The organism is Cupriavidus sp. OV096 (assembly GCF_900115455.1).
GTDB lineage: Bacteria > Pseudomonadota > Gammaproteobacteria > Burkholderiales > Burkholderiaceae > Cupriavidus.
In genome coordinates this window covers 482,963-502,081 of sequence record NZ_FOWM01000003.1, presented here as the reverse complement: position 1 = coordinate 502,081, position 19,119 = coordinate 482,963, and the positions used below count along the sequence as shown (strand labels likewise).

General features: G+C 67.3%; 17 protein-coding genes and 1 tRNA gene. 11 read left to right on the top strand and 7 right to left on the bottom strand.

Going from position 1 to position 19,119, the window contains the following annotated elements; genetic code table 11:
• The first annotated feature begins 26 nt into the window (after positions 1-26).
• Entirely contained in the window at positions 27-2,015 is a 1,989-nt protein-coding gene (locus BM115_RS09620) for a gamma-glutamyltransferase family protein (RefSeq protein WP_255370765.1), read from the top strand.
• A gap of 97 nt (positions 2,016-2,112) precedes the next feature.
• Here BM115_RS09620 and BM115_RS09615 read toward each other — a convergent pair whose 3' ends face one another.
• The gene (locus BM115_RS09615) at positions 2,113-2,790 is read right to left on the bottom strand and encodes a DUF2968 domain-containing protein (RefSeq protein ID WP_092293017.1); all 678 of its coding nucleotides are present in this window, start codon (positions 2,788-2,790) and stop codon (positions 2,113-2,115) included.
• Between the two features lie 164 nt (positions 2,791-2,954).
• Between BM115_RS09615 and hisD the strand changes: the two genes are divergently transcribed.
• The 9 genes from hisD to BM115_RS09570 all read left to right on the top strand — a co-directional run bounded on the left by hisD (position 2,955) and on the right by BM115_RS09570 (position 12,148).
• Positions 2,955-4,277 (top strand): histidinol dehydrogenase, encoded by a 1,323-nt coding sequence (hisD, locus tag BM115_RS09610; RefSeq protein WP_092293015.1) that lies wholly within the window; start codon positions 2,955-2,957, stop codon positions 4,275-4,277.
• 5 nt (positions 4,278-4,282) lie between these two features.
• Complete coding sequence (locus tag BM115_RS09605; protein ID WP_255370750.1) at positions 4,283-5,050, top strand: SDR family NAD(P)-dependent oxidoreductase; 768 nt, start codon at positions 4,283-4,285, stop codon at positions 5,048-5,050.
• Positions 5,047-6,066, top strand: a complete 1,020-nt coding sequence (locus BM115_RS09600) for a LacI family DNA-binding transcriptional regulator (RefSeq protein ID WP_092293329.1) — start codon at positions 5,047-5,049, stop codon at positions 6,064-6,066. The genes BM115_RS09605 and BM115_RS09600 overlap by 4 nt, the downstream gene beginning before the upstream one ends.
• 18 nt (positions 6,067-6,084) lie before the next feature.
• Positions 6,085-7,059, top strand: a complete 975-nt coding sequence (locus tag BM115_RS09595; RefSeq protein WP_092293011.1) for a 3-hydroxyacyl-CoA dehydrogenase — start codon at positions 6,085-6,087, stop codon at positions 7,057-7,059.
• A gap of 87 nt (positions 7,060-7,146) precedes the next feature.
• Positions 7,147-8,148 carry a Bug family tripartite tricarboxylate transporter substrate binding protein gene (locus tag BM115_RS09590; RefSeq protein WP_255370749.1) on the top strand — a complete coding sequence of 334 codons (1,002 nt, stop codon included), beginning with the start codon at positions 7,147-7,149 and terminating at the stop codon, positions 8,146-8,148.
• 45 nt (positions 8,149-8,193) lie between these two features.
• Positions 8,194-9,597, top strand: a complete 1,404-nt coding sequence (gene leuC / locus BM115_RS09585; protein ID WP_092293008.1) for a 3-isopropylmalate dehydratase large subunit — start codon at positions 8,194-8,196, stop codon at positions 9,595-9,597.
• Entirely contained in the window at positions 9,594-10,199 is a 606-nt protein-coding gene (gene leuD, locus BM115_RS09580) for a 3-isopropylmalate dehydratase small subunit (RefSeq protein WP_092293006.1), read from the top strand. Before leuC ends, leuD begins: the two co-directional genes overlap by 4 nt.
• 40 nt (positions 10,200-10,239) lie before the next feature.
• Positions 10,240-11,103, top strand: a complete 864-nt coding sequence (locus tag BM115_RS09575; protein ID WP_092293004.1) for an isocitrate lyase/PEP mutase family protein — start codon at positions 10,240-10,242, stop codon at positions 11,101-11,103.
• Positions 11,104-11,146: 43 nt separating this feature from the next.
• Complete coding sequence (locus BM115_RS09570) at positions 11,147-12,148, top strand: Bug family tripartite tricarboxylate transporter substrate binding protein (protein WP_092293002.1); 1,002 nt, start codon at positions 11,147-11,149, stop codon at positions 12,146-12,148.
• Between the two features lie 115 nt (positions 12,149-12,263).
• Here the strand turns inward: BM115_RS09570 and BM115_RS09565 are convergent.
• The 5 genes from BM115_RS09565 to BM115_RS09545 form a co-directional block, all read right to left on the bottom strand.
• Positions 12,264-12,350, bottom strand: a tRNA-Leu gene (locus BM115_RS09565).
• 236 nt (positions 12,351-12,586) lie between these two features.
• Positions 12,587-13,912, bottom strand: a complete 1,326-nt coding sequence (locus BM115_RS09560; protein WP_092293000.1) for an MFS transporter — start codon at positions 13,910-13,912, stop codon at positions 12,587-12,589.
• 129 nt (positions 13,913-14,041) lie between these two features.
• Positions 14,042-15,367, bottom strand: a complete 1,326-nt coding sequence (locus tag BM115_RS09555; RefSeq protein WP_092292998.1) for an amidase — start codon at positions 15,365-15,367, stop codon at positions 14,042-14,044.
• Positions 15,364-16,041 carry a DUF2848 domain-containing protein gene (locus BM115_RS09550; protein WP_092292996.1) on the bottom strand — a complete coding sequence of 226 codons (678 nt, stop codon included), beginning with the start codon at positions 16,039-16,041 and terminating at the stop codon, positions 15,364-15,366. The genes BM115_RS09555 and BM115_RS09550 overlap by 4 nt, the downstream gene beginning before the upstream one ends.
• 34 nt (positions 16,042-16,075) lie before the next feature.
• Positions 16,076-16,798, bottom strand: coding sequence for a GntR family transcriptional regulator (locus BM115_RS09545; RefSeq protein WP_092292994.1), 723 nt, complete (start codon positions 16,796-16,798; stop codon positions 16,076-16,078).
• A 255-nt stretch (positions 16,799-17,053) separates the two neighbouring features.
• On the opposite strand from BM115_RS09545, the gene BM115_RS09540 reads away from it, so the two are divergent.
• Complete coding sequence (locus tag BM115_RS09540) at positions 17,054-17,821, top strand: IclR family transcriptional regulator (RefSeq protein WP_092293327.1); 768 nt, start codon at positions 17,054-17,056, stop codon at positions 17,819-17,821.
• Between the two features lie 15 nt (positions 17,822-17,836).
• On the opposite strand, the gene BM115_RS09535 is transcribed toward BM115_RS09540, so the two are convergent.
• Positions 17,837-19,084 carry a Zn-dependent hydrolase gene (locus BM115_RS09535; protein ID WP_092292992.1) on the bottom strand — a complete coding sequence of 416 codons (1,248 nt, stop codon included), beginning with the start codon at positions 19,082-19,084 and terminating at the stop codon, positions 17,837-17,839.
• Between the last annotated feature and the right edge of the window lie 35 nt (positions 19,085-19,119).

Sequence of the window (19,119 nt, the reverse complement as noted above, 5' to 3'; positions counted from 1 at the left end):
GTTCCGGAGGAAAGATCGTGTTGCGCATCCAGAAAACCCCGCTGGCGCTGGCCACCGCCGTTGCCAGTACCCTGCTGATCGCTTCATGCGGCGGCAGCGACGACAAGCCCGCCACACCCCCCACCACCCCAACCACCCCACAGGCCGATACCAGTTGCCAGGTACTGGCCAGCGACGGCAGCACGGTCGTGGTGGGATCGAACCAGCCCGGCGACCCTTCCCTGCCCGAGCCGGCGTCCGGCTACCGCAAGGGGCTCAAGCCCGTCTACGCGAAGACCTATATGGTGTCGTCGTCGAACGCCTATGCCAGCGCGGCCGGCTGCGCGGTGCTCAAGAAAGGCGGCAGCGCAGCAGACGCCGCAGTGGCCGTCCAGTCCGTGCTCGGGCTGACCGTGCCGGAAGCCACCGGCATGGGCTCGGGCGGCTTCATGCTCTACTACGACGCCCGCACGCGCGCCGTGCAGGCCTACGATGGCCGGGAATCGGCGCCGGCCGCCGCCACCGAGAACTATCTGCGCTATATCGACGACGCCACCAACACGAACCCGCCCGTGCCGAGCGCCCGCGCCAGCGGCCGTTCGATCGGCACCGTCGGCATCCCGCGCCTGATCGAACGCGTGCAGAAGGAGCATGGCAAGCTCGCGTGGAAGGACCTGTTCGGGGATGCCATCACGCTGGCCACCAACGGGTTTCCGATCGGCGGACGGCTGGCCGCCGCCATCCAGAGCAACGCCACGTCGCTCAAGCGTGACCCCGAAGCCTTGGCCTACTTCTTCAACGCCGACAGCACGCCCAAGGCGCTCGGCACGGTGCTGAAGAATCCGGCCTACGCCAACACCCTGACGCAGATGGCTGCCAACGGGGCCAATGCGATCTACACGGGCCAGATCGCCAGCGACATCATCGCCAAGATCGGCACGACGGCCGCCACGGACGGCTCGGCGATCACGCCGGGCAAGACCACGCTGGCCGATCTGGCCAACTATCAGGCCAAGCAGCGCGACCCGGTCTGCATCACGTATCGCGCGTACTGGATCTGCGGGGCGCCGCCGCCGACGTCGGGCGGGATCACGGTGCTGTCGGCGATGGGGATTCTCGAGAACTTCGACCTCGCCGCGCTGAAGCCGACCGCCATCGACGGCGAAGGCGGCAAGCCCACCGTGCTCGGCGTGCACTTCGTCAGCGAAGCCGAACGGCTGGCCTACGCCGACCGTGACAAGTACGTGGCCGATACCGACTTCGTCCCCCTGCCCGGCGGCTCCGCCAACACCATGCTGAACAAGCCGTACCTGGCCTCCCGCGCGGCGCTGATCTCGCCGACGGTCAGCATGGGCACGGCCACGGCTGGGAACCTCGGTTCGGTGCCCCTCGGCGTGGCGTCGCTGATCGAGCACGGCACGAACCAGTTCACGATCGTCGATGCGGACGGCAGCGTGGTCAGCGCGACCACGTCGGTTGAATCGAGCATGGGGTCGTTCCACATGACCAACGGCTTCCTGCTCAACAACCAGCTGACCGACTTTTCGGCCCAGCCGACCGACAGCGGCGGCATACCGGTGGCCAACCGGGTGCAGCCCGGCAAGCGGCCGCGCAGCTCGATGGCGCCGACGATGGTGTTCCGTCAGGCCGCAGATGGGTCGATTGGCGACTTCCTGATGGCCACCGGCTCGCCGGGCGGCGGCACGATCCCGCAATACGTCGTGAAGACGCTCGTGGGTGTGCTCGACTGGGGGCTCGACGCCCAGCAGTCCTCGGGCCTCGTCGACTTCGGTGCCAGCAACAACCCAAGCACCACGGTCGGGGGCGAGCATCCGAACATCGACGCCACAAGCAACGGCGGCAACGATCCGCTGGTCACGGGCCTGCGTGCCTTGGGCCATACGGTATCGATCGGCGCGCAGGCGAGCGGGGTCAACACGGTCCTGCGCAGCCAGTCAGGCGGCGCGGCGGGGTGGATGGGCGGCACGGATCCGCGCCGTGAAGGGGTGGTCCTCGGGGATACGTTCAATCCTTGAGCGGGATGGCAAAAGGGGGAGCGGGCTCGCGCCCCTCCCCCTCCATGGATTCATCCGGTCCGGCCTGGGACTTGTGGTCCCGGGCCGGGCGATGCTGTTAGCGCCGCACCTTGTCCGGCGCCGGCAGCTTCTGGCCAGAGTCCGCCAGAGACGCCTCCAGGCGGCGAATTTCCTGCCGCAGCTTCGCCAACTGGCTGCGCGCGCTGCGGTTGTCGGCCTCTCGGGCGTCGTTGTCGGCGCGGAACGTCTTCTGGTCCTCGGCGAACTGCTCACGCTGCGCCTGCTCGGCGCGCAGTTCAGTGGCCAGCGCGTCCGCCTGGGCTTCCGCACTCTGGATCGCCCGCTCGTACTGGCGCTGCTCCGTCGCCAGCACTTGCCGGCGGATCGCCTGATCGGCCAGCGCCGCGCTCTGCGCGGTGGCCTTGCGGTATGCCGATTCCGCGCTCGCCAGCGAGCTGAAACGCGACACGCGCCACAGCTTGTTCTGGTAGAGCAGCCCGACGTAGCAGACCACTTCATCTTCCGCCAGCATCAGGGTCGTGGCGTACTCGCCATTGGCGCTCGCGCGCAGTTCGCGAACTGATTTGTCCTTGATCCGCTGCTGAAGCTCCGCCACAAGGCGCGTCCGCGACGCATCGGACGGCCGGTCCGCCTCCACAGCCGGCCCTTCGGCTGCCATCGGATCGGTACTGGCCCATGCACCGGCGCCACACAATGCCAGGCTTGCCGCGAGGAGGCCGGCGAGCAGTCGGGGGAAATAGGTTTTTTCGAGCATATTATTGGTGTTAGGACCTCGGGTGATCCACGGCTAACGGCAGGTTCGGAGAATACTTGAGACTTACCCGTCACGCAGAATCGGCTAGGGAAAACACTGAGTTTGCATACGAATGCAAGAAAGTTACTGTGCATACGTATGCACAACCAACCTCGGAACTCCCCATGATTCGCTACCTCAAGCGTGGACGTGACGTCCAGGCGCGTGCCAATGACGACAGCGCTGTTCGCAATACCGTCGAAGGCATCATCCGCGACATCGAAGCGCGCGGCGATGCGGCCGTGCGCGAATACAGCAAGAAGTTCGATAACTGGGACCCCCAGGATTTCCGTCTGCCGCAGGCCGCCATTGAGAAGGCGATGAACAGCCTCTCGGCGCGCGAACTGGAGGACATCCGCTTCGCGCAGGCACAGGTTCGCAACTTCGCACAGATCCAGCGTGACTCCATGCTCGACGTCGAGGTCGAAACCCGCCCCGGCGTGTTCCTGGGCCACCGCCATATTCCGGTCAATGCGGTCGGCTGCTACATCCCGGGTGGCAAGTATCCGCTGCTGGCCTCGGCCCACATGAGCGTCCTGACCGCCAAGGTCGCCGGCGTCAAGCGCGTGGTGGCGACGGCGCCCCCCTTCCACGGCGAGCCGCACCCGGCGATCGTCGCCGCCATGCACATGGCGGGCGCGGACGAGATCCTGGTGCTGGGCGGCGTGCAGGCGGTGGTGGCGATGGCCGTCGGCACCTCCAGCATCGCACCCGTGGACATGCTGGTCGGTCCGGGCAATATGTTCGTGGCGGAAGCCAAGCGCCAGCTGTTCGGCCGTGTCGGCATCGACCTGTTCGCCGGTCCCACTGAAACGCTGGTCATTGCCGACGACTCGGTAGACGGCGAAATCTGTGCGGTCGACTTGCTGGGCCAGGCCGAGCACGGTCTGACCTCGCCGGCGGTTCTGCTGACAGATAGCGAAGCGCTGGCGCACGCCACCATGGCCGAAATCGAGCGGCAACTCAAGATCCTGCCGACGGCGGAGATCGCCGGCAAGGCCTGGGCGGACTTTGGCGAGGTGATCGTCTGCGATACGCGTGAAGAGATGCTACTGAAGGCGGATGAGATCGCCTCGGAGCACGTGCAGGTGATGACCCGCGATCCCGACTGGTTCCTGAACCAGATGACCAACTACGGCGCGCTGTTCCTGGGACCGCGCACCAATGTCGCCTTTGGCGACAAGGTCATCGGTACCAATCACACGCTGCCCACCAACAAGGCGGCGCGTTATACCGGCGGCCTGTGGGTCGGCAAATTCCTGAAGACCTGCACGTTCCAGCGCGTGACGACGGATGCCGCCAGCGCCGAGATCGGCGAATACTGCTCGCGCCTGTGCCATATGGAGAACTTCGCGGGCCATGGCGAGCAGGCCAATATCCGCGTGCGCCGCTACGGCGAACGTCCCGAAGTGCCGTGGTACGCGCCGGTGCCGGCGTTGCAGGGGTGACAGCCGTGACGCCATTGCCGGCATTCGGCGGCTTTCGTCTCGATGGCAAGCGCGCCCTCGTCACCGGCGGAGGCCGCGGCCTGGGGTTGGCGGCGGCCGTGGCACTGGCACAGGCTGGTGCCGAGGTCACCCTGGCCGCCCGGTCCGGGGCCGAGCTGGAGGCCGCTTGCGCCGCCATTCGTGCGCAAGGCGGCAGCGCCGACTTCATGGTGCTGGACGTCACGGACCCCTCGGCTGTCGAGCGCGCGATCAGCAGCCGCCCGCCGTTCCAGATCCTCGTCAACAACGCGGGCATGAATCGGCCCAAACTGCTGACCGAAACGTCCGACGAAGACATCGACGCGGTCTTTGCGCTGAACGTAAAGGCGACCTTCTATGTCTCCCGCGAAGTGGCGCGCAGCCTGCAGGCGGCGGGCCTGCCCGGTTCTTTCATCAACGTCTCCTCGCAGATGGGGCACGTGGGCAGCCCGCGCCGTGCGCTCTACTGCGCCAGCAAGCATGCGATCGAGGGCATGAGCAAGGCCCTGGCCTGGGAGCTGGGACCGGCGGGCATCCGCGTCAATACGCTCTGCCCTACCTTTATCGAGACGACGCTCACCGCGCCGATGTTCGAGGACCCGTCGTTTCGCCGCTTTGTGCTCGACAAGATCGCGCTGGGCCGGCTGGGTCGGATCGACGAGGTGATGGGTCCGGTGGTGTTCCTCGCCAGCGACGCTTCCAGCCTGATGACGGGCAGCGCGCTGATGCTTGACGGGGGATGGACAGCGGCATGAAAAAAGTCACCGCCCACGACGTGGCCCGCCTGGCGGAAGTCTCGCAGTCCGCCGTCAGCCGCACCTTCACGCCCGGCGCCAGCGTGGCGCCCGAAACGCGTGAGCGTATCGAGACCGCCGCCCGCAAGCTCGGCTACCGGCCCAATGCCATCGCCCGCAGCCTGATCACCCGCCGCAGCCGGATCATCGGCCTGGTCATGAGCTATCTGGAGAACCAGTTCTACCCCGTGGTCATCGAACGCCTGTGCCAGGCGCTGCAGCAGGATGGCTATCACGTGCTGCTGTTTATCAGCGAGACGGAAGAGGCCGACAACGTCCTGGCGGACATCCTCCAGTATCAGGTCGATGGCATCGTGATGGCCTCCACGACGCTGTCGTCGGCACTTGCCAACGACTGCATCAACGCCGGCATTCCCGTAGTGCTGTTCAACCGGGTGGCACAGGTTGGCCCCATGGGCGGCTACTCGACCAGTTCGGTCACCTCGCAGAACCGCGCGGGCGGCCGGCAAGTCGGGGAACTGCTGGTGCGCACCGGCCACCGCCGCATTGCCTGGCTGGCCGGATCGGAGAACGCATCGACCAGCCGCGACCGCGAGGCCGGGCTATGCGATGCCCTCGCTGCAGCCGGCCTGCCGCTGCATGCCCGGGGCGTCGGCGACTACGACTTCGCCGAAGCGCGGCGCGCGGTGCTCGCGCTGTTCCGTGACCCCGACAACCGCCCGGACGCGCTGTTCGCCGCCAATGACCACATGGCCATCGCGGCGCTGGAGACCCTGCGTGCCGAACTGGGCATGCAAGTGCCGCGCGATGTTTCCGTGGTGGGCTTCGACAACGTGCCGCAAGCCGCGTGGCCGTCCTTCGACCTGACGACCGTGCAGCAGAACGTGGAGCAGATGGTGCACGCCACGCGGACCCTGCTGTTCGAGCAGATCGGCGGACAGGTCATGGCGAGCAGCGTGGATGTGCCCTGCGTGCTGGTCGAGCGCGGCACCGTACGCAAGCGCGACGCCACATAACAGGAGACCCAAGACAACATGACCGACAACCATAAGATTCAGGCGCTCTGCGCCGGCCGCCCGGTAGCCATCGTCGGCGCCGGGCTGGTAGGCGCCGGCTGGGCCATCGTCTTTGCCCGGGCTGGCCTGAACGTGACGATGTTCGACGCCAACCCGGAGATCACGCGCCAGGCGGTGCCGCTCATCGAAGGGCAACTGGCCGGCTTGCAGCGGCACGGGTTGATCGATGAGGACCCCGCCACCGTGCTGGCCCGCATCACGCCGGTTGCCACGCTGGCCGAGGCGGTGGAAGGCGTTGCCTATGTGCAGGAGTCGGTGCTCGAACGCGTGGAGGTGAAACGCCAGCTGATGGTGGATCTCGACGCGCTGGCCTCCCCCGATATGGTCGTCGGCAGCTCCACGTCCGGCATCCCCGGATCGGCGTTTGCCCTGGGCCTGTCCATCTCGCCGCGCGTGCTGATCGCACACCCGGTCAATCCGCCTTATCTGGTCCCGGTCGTTGAGCTGGTGCCGTCGCCGGAGACGGCGTCGAGCACAGTCGACTTTGCCGACGCCCTGATGCGCGCCGTGGGCCAGACCGTGGTCCACGTGCGCAAGGAAGTGGAAGGCTTCGTCCTGAACCGGCTGCAGGCTGTGCTGCTGCGCGAAGCGTGGGCGCTGGCGCAGGAAGGCGTGGCCAGTTGCGAGGACATCGACAAGACCATACGCGACGGCCTGGGCTGGCGCTGGTCGTTCATGGGGCCATTCGAAACCATCGACCTGAACGCGCCGGGCGGCGTGGCCGACTATGCGGTGCGGCTGGGTCCGCTGTACCAGCGCATCGCGAATTCACGCGGCCACGAGACACCTTGGGACCCGGCGCTGATCCGGGAAGTGGAGGCGCAACGCCGCGAGCACCTGCCGCAGTCAGACCTGGAATCCCGACGGGCCTGGCGCGATGAAAACCTGATGGCGATAGCCGCCAACCGTCGCGCCCGCGACCCACGAGCCTGAGCCACACCGACTTCGAAGTTCCGCTGCAATCGTCATAGAAAAGGCACGTCGATGCCTTCCCCACTACAAAGACCGGAGACAACCATCGTGAAACAGCCTCTCAGCCTGTCCGCCCAAGCCCGCCGCCGCCTGCTCGGCGCCACCCTGGCATTGACCGCTTGCGGCATATCCGCCGCGCACGCGCAGGCCGACTATCCCAACAAGCCAATCCGCCTGATCGTGCCCTTCGCCAATGCCGGCGTGACCGACACCAGCGCCCGCATCGTGGCAGAGAAGCTCGGCCAGCAGCTTGGCCAGCAGATCATCGTCGATAACAAGCCCGGCGCTGGCGGCAATATCGGCACGCAGATGGCGGCGAAGGCGGATCCCGATGGCTACACGCTGCTGCTCGGCTATGACGGCACGCTGGTGATCAATCCCAATGTCTATGCCAAGGTGCCCTTCGACACGGTCAAGGACTTCACGCCCATCGGCAAGATCGGTGACGCCGTGCTGATGATCGCCGCCAATCCGAAGCTGGGCATCAAGACCGTGGCGGACTTGCAGCACTACGCCAGGACGGTGGCTGGGGGCATGTCCTACGGGAGCGCGGGCAATGGCAGCACCACCCATCTGGCCGGCGAGATGTTCCATCAGCGCACCGGCATCCCGATGACCCACGTGCCATACAAGGGTGGCGGCCAGGCCTTGCTCGATGTGGTCGGCGGCAACCTGCCCGTGACCTTCGCGGCGGTGACGGGCGCCATGCCCTTCGTCAAGAGCGGCCAGGTCGATGCGGTGGCCGTGACGTCGCGCGAGCGCGCCCCCTCGCTGCCGAACGTGCCGACGCTGATCGAAGCCGGCATGAAGGACTTCGAGATCAGCTCGTGGGTGGGTCTGATGGCCCCCGCCCGCACGCCCAAGCCTGTAATCGACAAGCTCAGCGCCGCGCTACAGAAAGTGTTGAACGACCCCGCGATGCGTGAGCGCCTGGCGTCGCTCGGCATCGTCGCCACGCCGGGCACGCCTGATGCCTATGGCCGCGAGATCGTGCGTGACCTCGACAAGAACAAGGCGATCGTCAAGGCTGCCCACATCAAGCTCGATTGACTTTGGACGGTGGCACCACCGACCCATGCTGAGTGAACCCACACCATGACAACTCTATTCGACAAGATCTGGGCGGCCCACGCGGTGGCCCGTAACGATGCCGGCGAGGACCTGATCTATATCGACCGGCACCTGGTGCAGGAGGTATCGAGTCCGCAAGCCTTCGCCAGCATGGCCGAGGCGGGTCATGCGCTGCGCTCGTCGCCGCGCCACATCGCCGTGCAGGATCACAACGTACCGACCACGGCCGACCGCCTGACCCACATCCCCAACGCGGAAAGCCGCGAGCAGATCGCCACCCTGCGGCGCAATGCGCAGGCCACCGGCATGCGCCTGTTCGACCTGGACCACCCCTTACAGGGCATCGTCCACGTCATCGCGCCGGAACTGGGCTACGTGCTGCCGGGCAGCACCGTGGTCTGTGGCGACTCGCACAGCGCCACGCTGGGCGCCTTGGGCGCGCTGGCCTGGGGCATCGGCACCTCGGAAGTCGCCCATGTCATGAGCACCCAGAGCCTGTGGATGCGCAAGCCGCGCACGATGGGCATCGCCATCTCGGGCGCGCTGGCCAGGGGCGTCTACGCCAAGGACCTGGCGCTGGCCATCATCCATCACATCGGCACCAGCGGCGGCAATGGCTACGGCGTCGAATACTTCGGCCCGATGGTCGATGCGCTGTCGATGGAGGCGCGGCTCACGCTTTGCAACATGACCATCGAGGCCGGCTCACGCTTCGGCCTGATCGCACCGGATGCGACCACCCTCGCCTACCTGCGCGACCGCGTACAAGGCGCCGCGCGCGACCATTTCGAGCAGGCCGCGCAGGCATGGAGCGCGCTGCGCACCGATGCGACGGGCGACTACGACCGCAGCGTGGCGTTCGATGCCGCCACCGTCTCCCCGCTCGTCACCTGGGGCACCACGCCAGCCGACAGCGCTGCGTTCTCCGGCAACGTCGGCGACGGCGCCATGCTCGGCGAGGAAGCCGAGCGCAACCGTCTGGAAGAAAACCTCGCCTACATGGGTCTCAAGATCGGCCAGGCGCTGTCTTCGGTGCCGATCGACGTGGCCTTTATTGGCTCCTGTACCAATGGTCGACTGGAAGATCTGCGCGCCGCTGCCGATGTGGTGCGCGGTCGCCACGTGGCCAAGGGCGTACGTGCGCTGGTGGTCCCGGGTTCGGGCAGCGTCAAGCGCGCGGCCGAGGCCGAGGGCCTGGCGAAAGTCTTTGTCGACGCGGGTTTCGAGTGGCGTGAATCGGGCTGCTCCATGTGCATCGGCATGAATGGCGACAGCCTCGCGCCGGGCGAGCGCTGCGCTTCCACCTCCAACCGGAACTTCGAGAACCGGCAGGGACAAGGCGGCCGTACCCACCTGATGAGCCCCGCCGCCGTCGCGGCATCCGCCCTGCAAGGACGCTTGACCGACCCCCGGGAGTACCTCGCATGAAAGCCGTTATCGCAGAAGTCCAAGGCCGCGCTGCGGTCATGCAGCGCGACGACATCGACACCGATGCCATCTTCCCGGGACGCTTCCTGCGCCTGGTGCAGCGCACTGGCATGGGAGCGCACCTGTTTGCCGACTGGCTGGCCGAAGGCCGCCCGGAAGTGGCGTTCATGGCCCAACCGTCGCCGCCGCAGGTGCTGGTCGCATTGCAGAACTTTGGTTGCGGCTCATCGCGCGAACATGCCGTCTGGGCCTTGTCAGACTACGGCGTGCAGGCCGTGGTCGCGCTGTCGTTTGGCGACATCTTCCGCAACAACTGCGTGAAGAACGGCGTGGTGGCCGCCACCGTGACGCCAGCGGATCATGCGCGCCTCTTGCAAGCACTCGCCGGTGCAGGAGATGCGCCGCTGCACCTGCTGGTGGCCGAGCGCAGCCTGCAGCTTCCCGATGGCAGCGTCATTCCCGTCACGCTCGCCGACGGCCATGCGGAGCAACTGCTCTCGGCCGAAGACGAGGTAGACCGGACCCTGCGTCATGACGCGGCGCTGCGCGCCTATGAGGCGCGCGTGCAGCGCGACCAGCCGTGGCTGGCCTCGATGGACTAAGCCGCACTTCCCTTCCCTTTTCTAGCCTACTGGAGCCGCCATGGCCAATCCCATCCTCCGACAAAAACTTGCCGCCGGCGAGTTCATCGTCATCCCCGGCGTGCAGGACATGATCGCCACCGTCATGACTAACAAGGTCGGCTTCGAGATCATCTACGGCTCCGGCTACTGGCTCACCGCCTCCAGCCTGGGGCTGCCCGATGCCGGCATTGCCACCTATACGCAGATGGTGGACCGCATGCGCACCATCACCCGCACCTCAAAGGCGGCGCTGATCGCCGATGCGGATACCGGCTACGGCGGCCTGCTCAACGTGCACCACACCGTGCGCGGCTACGAGGAAGCCGGCGTCACCGCCATCCAGATCGAGGATCAGGAATTTCCCAAGAAGTGCGGCCACACGCCCTATAAGCGCTGCGTGCCGATCGAGGACATGGTCGAAAAGATCAAGGTCGCGTCGGAAGCCCGTCAGGACAAGGAGAATTTCCTCATCATCGCCCGTACCGATGCCCGCGCCAGCCTGGGCGTGGACGATGCCATGCGCCGCATGGAGGCCTATGCGAAGGCCGGCGCCGACATCCTGTTCTTCGAGGCGCCCCAGTCCGAGGAAGAAATGCGCCGCGCCTGCGACGCCTTCGACCTGCCCATGATGGCCAACATGGCTGACGGCGGGAAGACGCCGATCCTGCCAGCCAGCGTGCTCAAGGAGATCGGCTACTCGCTCGCCATCTTCCCCGCCATGACCAGCCTGGTCGCCGCCGCCGCGATGGAGAAGTCCCTGCGCCACCTCAAGGAGGCGGGCACCAGCCTGTCGCCCGAGATTCCCATGGCGGACTTCAACGAGTTCTGCAGGCTGATCGGCTTCGAAGAGGTCTGGGACTTCGAGAAGCGCTGGGCGCGCTGACCCGCCAATCGACACTAGAAAAAATCACAGGAGGAGACCCAACATGCCGATCACCCACACCAACCCCCGCCGCCACGCCTATCAGGGCCCGCTGCTGCGCTGCGCCGTCCTGGCAGCCGCCACCTGGGGCGCTGTCACACCCGCGCTGGCGCAGACGGCGTGGAAGCCCAATCGCCCCGTCACCATCGTCGTGCCCTACGTACCGGGCGGCGGCACCGACGCCTCCGCGCGCGCGACGGCCAAACTGCTGGGCGAGCAATGGGGCCAGCCGGTGCTGGTGGTCAACCTGCCTGGCGCCGACGGCCTGATCGGCACGCGCAAGGTCGCCGAGGCCAAGCCCGACGGCTACACGCTGCTGCTCCAAACGCCGGCCATCGTCCTCACCAAGCACGCGCCCTCGTTCACGGGCACCGATCCGCTGACCAGCCTGGTACCCGTCACCAACATCGCGCAATCGCCGGGCGTAATCGTTGCCAACGGAAAATTCCCCGCAACCTCCCTGCCCGAACTGATCAAGTACTGCAAGACAGCCGCCACGCCCTGCTCCATGGGCACGGGCGAAAACGTCGCCAAGCTCTTCGGCCAGCAATTGAAGGCGGAAGCGCTGCCCAACCTGATCGTGGTCAACTACAAGGGAACCGCGGCCATCATCACCGACATGATCGCCAACAACGTGAACTTCGCCGTGACCGGCGTGGCGTCGGCGCTCCCGCACCAGAAGGCGGGCACGCTGAAGATCGTCGCCAACCAGGGCACCCATCGGTTCAGCGAGGCGCCGGATGTGCGCACCGTGGTGGAGACCGGCATGCCGCAGTACGAGTACACCACCTGGTTCGGCCTGTTCGCACCGAAAGACACGCCGCCAGCCGTCACCCAGAGCATCTACGCCGCCGTGCGCGAAGCCATGGGTCATGCCGAACTGCAAAAAGCGATCACGGCCGTTGGCGCCGAACCGCTGGTCAACACGCCAGAAGAATTCGCCGCACAGGTGCGCAAGGAAGATGCACGGTTCACGGCGTTGGCGAAGCGCTTTCCGTTGAATTGAGGGGGGGACCGGTCTCGTTAGGGGCCGGTTGTGCCGCGACGCAGGGGACGACCCCCGTTGGCTGGGTAGCCCGCGTGAGGCAGGAAATTGTGGCGAATAACCCACAAATGATGATTGGTGCGAGGGAGGGGACTCGAACCCCTACACCATTGCTGGCGTCAGGACCTAAACCTGGTGCGTCTACCAATTTCGCCACCCTCGCGGTCCTTGCGGCGGTTGCCCTGGCGGGCGGCCGCGTTGTCGGTTGGCGCTGCGCATCCTCGACAAAGCAAAAAAGGCGGCTGGAACTGCCCGCCTTTCATGATCTGCCGTCGGATGCCGGCCGTGCCGTTGAGGTAACTTTTTCCAACGGTCGACAAGGCTGCGGATTGTAGCGCAAGCTGCAGCGGGAATCCAGCCCCCTGCCCGGCTTGCGCCTCGTCCGGCCCCGCCTGGGGCTTAGCGCCGGGTGCGGATGAAGGCCAGCACCAACACCGTGGCGCAGGCTTCCAGCGCGGCGACGAAATACAGGCCGGACGACAGCCGCCCCGTATTGGTCTTGAACCAGCCGATCATGTACGGCGCCACGAAGCCGGCCAGGTTGCCGATGGAGTTGATCAGGGCGATGCCGCCCGCCGCCGCCGTGCCGGCCAGGAAGGCCGACGGCAGGGACCAGAACACCGGGAAAGCCGCCAGGATGCCGACCGAGGCGATGGTCAGCGCCACCAGTGCCAGCGTGGCGCTGTGCAGCCACATGCCGGTCAGCGTCAGGCCCACCGCGGCCAGCAGCGTGGCCATGGCGCAGTGCATCCGGCGTTCGCCCGAGCGGTCCGAGTGGATGCCGTTGAGCACCATGGCGATGGTGCCGGCCACGAACGGAATCGCCGAGATCAGACCGATCTGCAGGTTGCCCTTGACGCCCAGCTCCTTGATGATCGACGGGGACCAGAACGCGATGGTGGCATTGCCGCTCACCACGCAGAAGTAGATCGCCGCGCAGATCCAGACTCGCGAATTGGCGAAGGCGTCCCTGAGCGATGAATGCTTGGCCGGGTCACGTGCCTCGGCCTCCACCTCGCGCGTCACCAGCGTCTGCTCGGTGGCCGTCAGCCATTTCGCGTTGACCGGCTTCTCGGGCAGGAACATCAGCACCGCCACACCGGCCAGCACCGACGGAATCCCCTCGATCACGAACAGCCACTGCCAGTTGGCCAGGCCATCCACGCCGTCCATCGCGCTCATGATGAAGCCGGCCAGCGGGCCGCCGATCACGCCAGCGATCGCGAACGAGGTCATGAACAGGCCGTTGATGCGCGCGCGGCGGTCGGCCGGGAACCAGTAGGTCAGGTACAGCACCACACCCGGGAAAAAGCCCGCCTCGAAAATCCCCAGCAGGAAGCGCAGCGCGTAGAACTGCCCCGGCGTCTTAACGAAGATCATCGCCATCGAGGCCAGGCCCCAAAGGATGGTGATGCGCGCCAGCGTCTTGCGCGCGCCGATCTTCTCCAGCAGCAGGTTGCTCGGCACCTCGAACAGGAAGTAGCCGATGAAGAAAATCCCCGCGCCCAGGCCGTACACGGCCTCGCTGAACTGCAGATCCTGGAGCATCTGGAGCTTGGCGAAGCCCACGTTGACGCGGTCGATCCAGGCCAGGATGAACAGGAACACGAGGAACGGGATCAGGCGCACGGTGATCTTGCGGTACGCCTCGTTGCGTTGCTGAGCCAATTCCGCGGGCGGCAGGCTCTCCAGGGCGCCAGGGGCGCCGGTCATCACGGAAGACATCGGTGATTACTCCTTGGGTGTGGTGGGCGGGGCGCCGCTACATTGGCGGCGCCCTCTGGCTTGCGCTGTGTTGTGCTGGAGCGCATGGCCGCGGCCGTGGAACTCCGGCCGATTTGCTGGCTGCCCGGCTTACGCCAGGCCCGGCTCGATGGCGCCGGCTACCTGCAGCACGCGGGCGTCGTGCCCGTGCAGGCCGCAGACGCCGAGGCCGATGCCCTGCCCCATCGGCAGGGACGCCGCGCAGCCGTCGAGCCAATTGATCACGCTCGGGTTGCGCAGCACCAGGCCATTCGTGGCGAAGAAGTCCTCGTCACGCGCCAACGCATCCAGGCGCGGCGGGCGCACGGCGACGGTCGGCATCAGCCAGGCGTCGGCATCGCGCAGGCGCTCGGCGGCGCGCGCCTGCATGGCGGCGCGCTCGGCCAGCAGCGTGATGTAGTCGGCGGCACTCTGCTGCTGGCCGCGACGGATACGCTGGGCCACGCGCTGGTCGTAGCGGTCGCCCTGCTTGGCCAGCAGATCGCGGTGCCAGGTCCACGACTCGGCGGCGGTCAGCCCGCCGCCAGCGTTGATCTCGGGCAGGCGGCGCAGTTCTGGGAAATCGAAGGTAACGATTTGCGCCCCCTTGGCCGACAGACGCGACAGCGTGGCCTCGAACGCCTGCGCCACCTCGGCCTCCACACCATCCATCACGAAGTCGCGCGTGACGTAGAGGCGCAGGCCGGACAAATCGGCGGGCCGGGTGTCGAGCGTCTCGCCGCTCAGCGCCGCGTCCATCGCCACGCAGCACGCCACCGAGCGCGCCAGCGGGCCGGCCGAATCGAGCGAGGTCGACAGCGGCACCGCGCCGGACAGCGGCACGCGGCGCGCGGTCGGCTTGAAGCCCGTCAGCCCGCAGAACGCCGACGGAATGCGGATCGAGCCGCCCGTGTCGGTGCCCAGCGCGGCCACGGCCATCTCCTCGGCCACGCTGACCGCGCCGCCCGAGGTGGAGCCGCCGGCGATGCGCTCGGCGTCGAACGGCGTGCGCGGCGTGCCGTAGTGGGGGTTCAGCCCCAGGCCCGAGAACGCGAACTCGCTCATATTGGTACGGCCGATCAGCACCGCGCCAGCCGCGCGCAGGCGAGCCACGGCGGGCGCGTCGGCCTGGGCCGGGGCGGTGCCGTCCAGCGCCACCGAGCCGGCACGCGTCATCTGGCCGCGCACATCGAACAGATCCTTGATGGACACCGGCAGGCCGGCCAGCGGCGATGCCACGAGCCCGGCGGCGCGCGCCTGGTCAGCCGCGCGGGCCTGCGCCAGCGCACCGTCGGCGTCCACGTGCAGGAAGGCGACGCCGCCAGCACGCTGGTGCTGCGCGATCCGGGCCAGCGCGTCTTCGGTCAGCGCCACGCTGGTCGTGCGTCCAGCCGCCAGCGAGGCAGCCAGGGCGGCAATGGTCGGGGCGGCGCTCATTCGGCCACCTCCAGCGACGCCACGCGGTACGCATGGCGCAGCGTGCGATGGCGCACCGGGTCGTGCAGCTCCACCTCGAAGGCGTCGCCGTGGCCCAGGTCGCCGATCACGGCCTGCGTGCCGCAGAACATGGCGGTGCCGGGCGGCAGCTGCGCTTCGCCAGTCAGGCGTTGCACCAGATCGCGCGGGTCCAGCAGGCGCGTGACCTTGCCTTCCTGATACAGCGCACGCTGGCCGTCGCGCACGCGCCAGCAGCGCATTTCCAGCTCGTCCCAATGATCGGCCACCTCGTCGAAGCGCCAGACCTCGCGGCCCATCGGCTTGCCGCACATCTGCTTGGAGACGGTCACGTCATAGGCTTCGACCTTCCGGTCGGTATGGTCCGAGCCGATGCCGATGTACAGCGCGTCCGCGCCCTGCAGCAGCACGAATTCGGTCTCGCCCGACGAGTCGTCGCGCGGCACCTCGAGCACGTCGGCGGTGGTCAGCAGCGAGGCGGCCAGCGGGTAGAAGGTCGGCACGGTGGCGGGCGGCTTCACGCCCAGCGCCTGGAGTTCTTCGATGTGATGCTGGACAGCGGCGGCGTCGCGGCCAGTCCAGCCGGCGATGATGAGTCGTTGGACGTCGAGGGCGAGCGGGCCCCCGCCGGCTACCTGGAGGTGCAGTGTCGGCATGGCGTACTACCTGGTTACGAGGGAAAAGGGTCGGTCAGAGAGTCCGGATGATGTTCTTCCGGAATTCGTCGATATGTTCGCGGATCGCCTCGCGCACGGCCGGGATGTCCCGGCGCTCGAGCGCGTCGACGATCTCCAGATGCTCCTGGTAGACGTTCTCCAGGTGCTGGGGATCGGACAGCGAGAGGAACCAGAAGCGCGCCTGTTTCTCATGCAGGCCGCGCAGCAGTTCGGCCAGCACGCGGTTGCGCGAGGCGGCGGACATGGCGGTATGGAACTTGAGGTCGAGCGAGGCCAGCGCGGGAATGTCGCGGCGGGCAATCAGCTCGGGCGAGCGGTCCACGATGTCGCGCATGGCCTTGAAGTCGCTGTCGTGCCCGCGCTCGCAGGCCAGCGTGGCGCACAGCACCTCATTGGTGGCGCGCACCTCGATCATGTCGAGCACTTCGTTCAGCGACAGCGGCGTCACCAGCACGCCCTTGCGCGGCAGGATGGACACCAGCCCTTCCACTTCGAGCCGATGCAGCGCCTGATGGACCGGCGTGCGGCCCAGGCCGAGCAGCGCGGCCACCTGGGCCTCGATCAGCGGCTCGCCGGGACGGAACTCGCACGCGATGATGCGGCGCTTGATCTCCGTGTACGCCTGCTCGCGCAGCGCCGCGCCGCTCTGGGCAGGCGTGGGGGGCATGAGGGGCGCTACGGGAGTGGTTGCCGGCTGGGGGTCGGCACCGCCGACCAGTCGAATAGGGTTCGCCACGGGTTGCTCGCTTCGTCTCAACGTTCGTTGAAGTTGCTGTGATACTAGTGTGATATTTCACTGGAGACAACCCGGAAAACCCTAGGGGTAAACACCAGAGACGCGCCAGCCGTCGAGGCGCCGGGTATCATGGCGGGACGTTATGAAATCGATAATCGATTCATGCGTATCTTGGTGCAATATGCAGCCATCGTGGTGCAGGGTTTCACGACGATGGTGCCGAACCTTGGTAATCCGCCCCGCTGTCCGTCTCCCATGTCCGCCGATCCGCTGTTCAATCAATCGCTCGAAAAAGGGCTCGAAGTCCTGCGCGCCTTCAGCGCCGTCCATCGCACGCTGACGCTCTCCGAAGTGGCCGGCCTCACCGGCATGACCAAGAGTTCGGCCCAGCGCACGGTCCATACGCTCGAAAGCCTCGGCTATATCGACAAGCACCCGCAGACCCGCCGCTTCCGCCTGACGCCGAAGGTGATGGAGATCGGCTACAACTACCTGGCCGCCGATGCGCTGATTCCGATTGCCAGCCCCTACCTGTCCCAGTTGGCCAACGCCAGCGGCGAGACGGCCAATCTGACCGAGCCCGTGGGGCTGGACATGGTCTACGTGGCGCAACTGATGACCGCCAAGCACATGCCCGTGCTGACGCCGGTGGGCATGCGCATTCCGATGTACTGCACGAGTTCCGGCCGCGCCTACCTGAGCACGTTGCCCGATGCGCAGGTGCGCGCGGTGCTGGAGGCCTCCACGCGCGCGCCGCGCACGCCGGCCACGCTGACCGATGTAGACGCGATCTTCGCGCAGGTGGTGGCGTGCCGGGGCCTGGGCTATGCCTGCAACGAGGAGGAGCTGTTTTTGGGCGATATGGGCGTGGGGGCGCCCATCGTGAACAGCCAGGGGGTGGCGGTGGGCGCGGTGCATGTGTCACCGCCCGCCAGCCGGTGGACGATGGCGGAGGCCCAGCGCAAGCTGGGGCCCCTCGTCATCGAGTGCGCGTGGGCGATTTCAAGGTCGATCGGACATTGAGGCTGCCACCGGCGATCAGCGAGCGTGCTCCAGCATCGCCTGCAGCAGCACGTTGGCGCCGGCCTCGATGTGCTCGGGCAGCGCATCTTCCAGTTCGTTATGGCTGATGCCGTCCTTGCAGGGCACGAAGATCATCCCGGTGGGGGCGCGCTGCGCCACGTAAACCGCGTCGTGGCCCGCACCGCTGACCACGTCCATGCTCGACAGCCCCAGCGCCGCCGCCGCGCGCCGCACGCTGTCCACGCAGGCCGGGGCGAACAGGCAGGGCTCGAACTTCACCACCTGGCGAATCTCCACGCTCACCGCCGCCACGTCAGCAATGCCGGCGAAGGCCGCGCGCATCGCCGCATCCATCCGGTCCAGCCCGTCCTGCGACAGGTTGCGGAAGTCCACCGTAAAGTCCACCCGCCCCGGAATCACGTTGCGTGAGTTCGGCTTGACCTCGACATAGCCGACGGTGCCCCGGCCATGCGGCGCGGCATCCCGGGCGATGCGGTTCACGGCCTCGATCATCCGCGCCGTTGCCAGCAGCGCATCGTGCCGCAGCGCCAGCGGGGTCGGGCCGGCGTGGGCGTCCTGGCCGGTCACGGTCACGTCGTACCACTGCTGGCCCAGCGCGCCCGAGACCACGCCGATCGGCAGCCCGGCCGCCTCCAGCACCGGTCCCTGCTCGATATGGGCCTCGAAGTAGGCCGCGAACATGCCGCCCGGCACCTCGCCGGCAGGCTGCGCGCCGTGATAGCCGATGGCGGCCAGCGCGTCGCCCACGCTCACCCCGTCGCGGTCTTGCTGGCGGCGCGCCTCGTCGGCATCGAACACGCCGGCGAACACGCCCGAGCCCATCATCACCGGCGTGAAGCGGGTGCCCTCCTCGTTGGTCCAGAACGCCACCTCCAGCGGCGCGCGCGTCTGGATGCCGAGGTCGTTGAGCGTACGCATGACCTCCAGCCCCGCCAGCACGCCGAAGTTGCCGTCGAACTTGCCGCCCGAGGGCTGGGTGTCGATATGGCTGCCCGTGGCCACGGCCCGCGCGGCAGGGTCCGTGCCGGCGCGGCGCGCGAAGACATTGCCGATCTCGTCCACGCGCACGTCCAGGCCCGCCTCGCGGCACCACTGCACCACGAGGTCGCGGCCCTTGCGGTCTTCATCGGTCAGCGCGATGCGACACACGCCGCCCTTCGGCGTGGCGCCGATCGCGCCCAGATCCATGAGCGATTGCCACAGCCGGGCGCTATTGATGCGAGGAAGAACTTTCGAATCCATGTCTGCCTTGTCTGCTTCGTGAGTGAATGATGAAT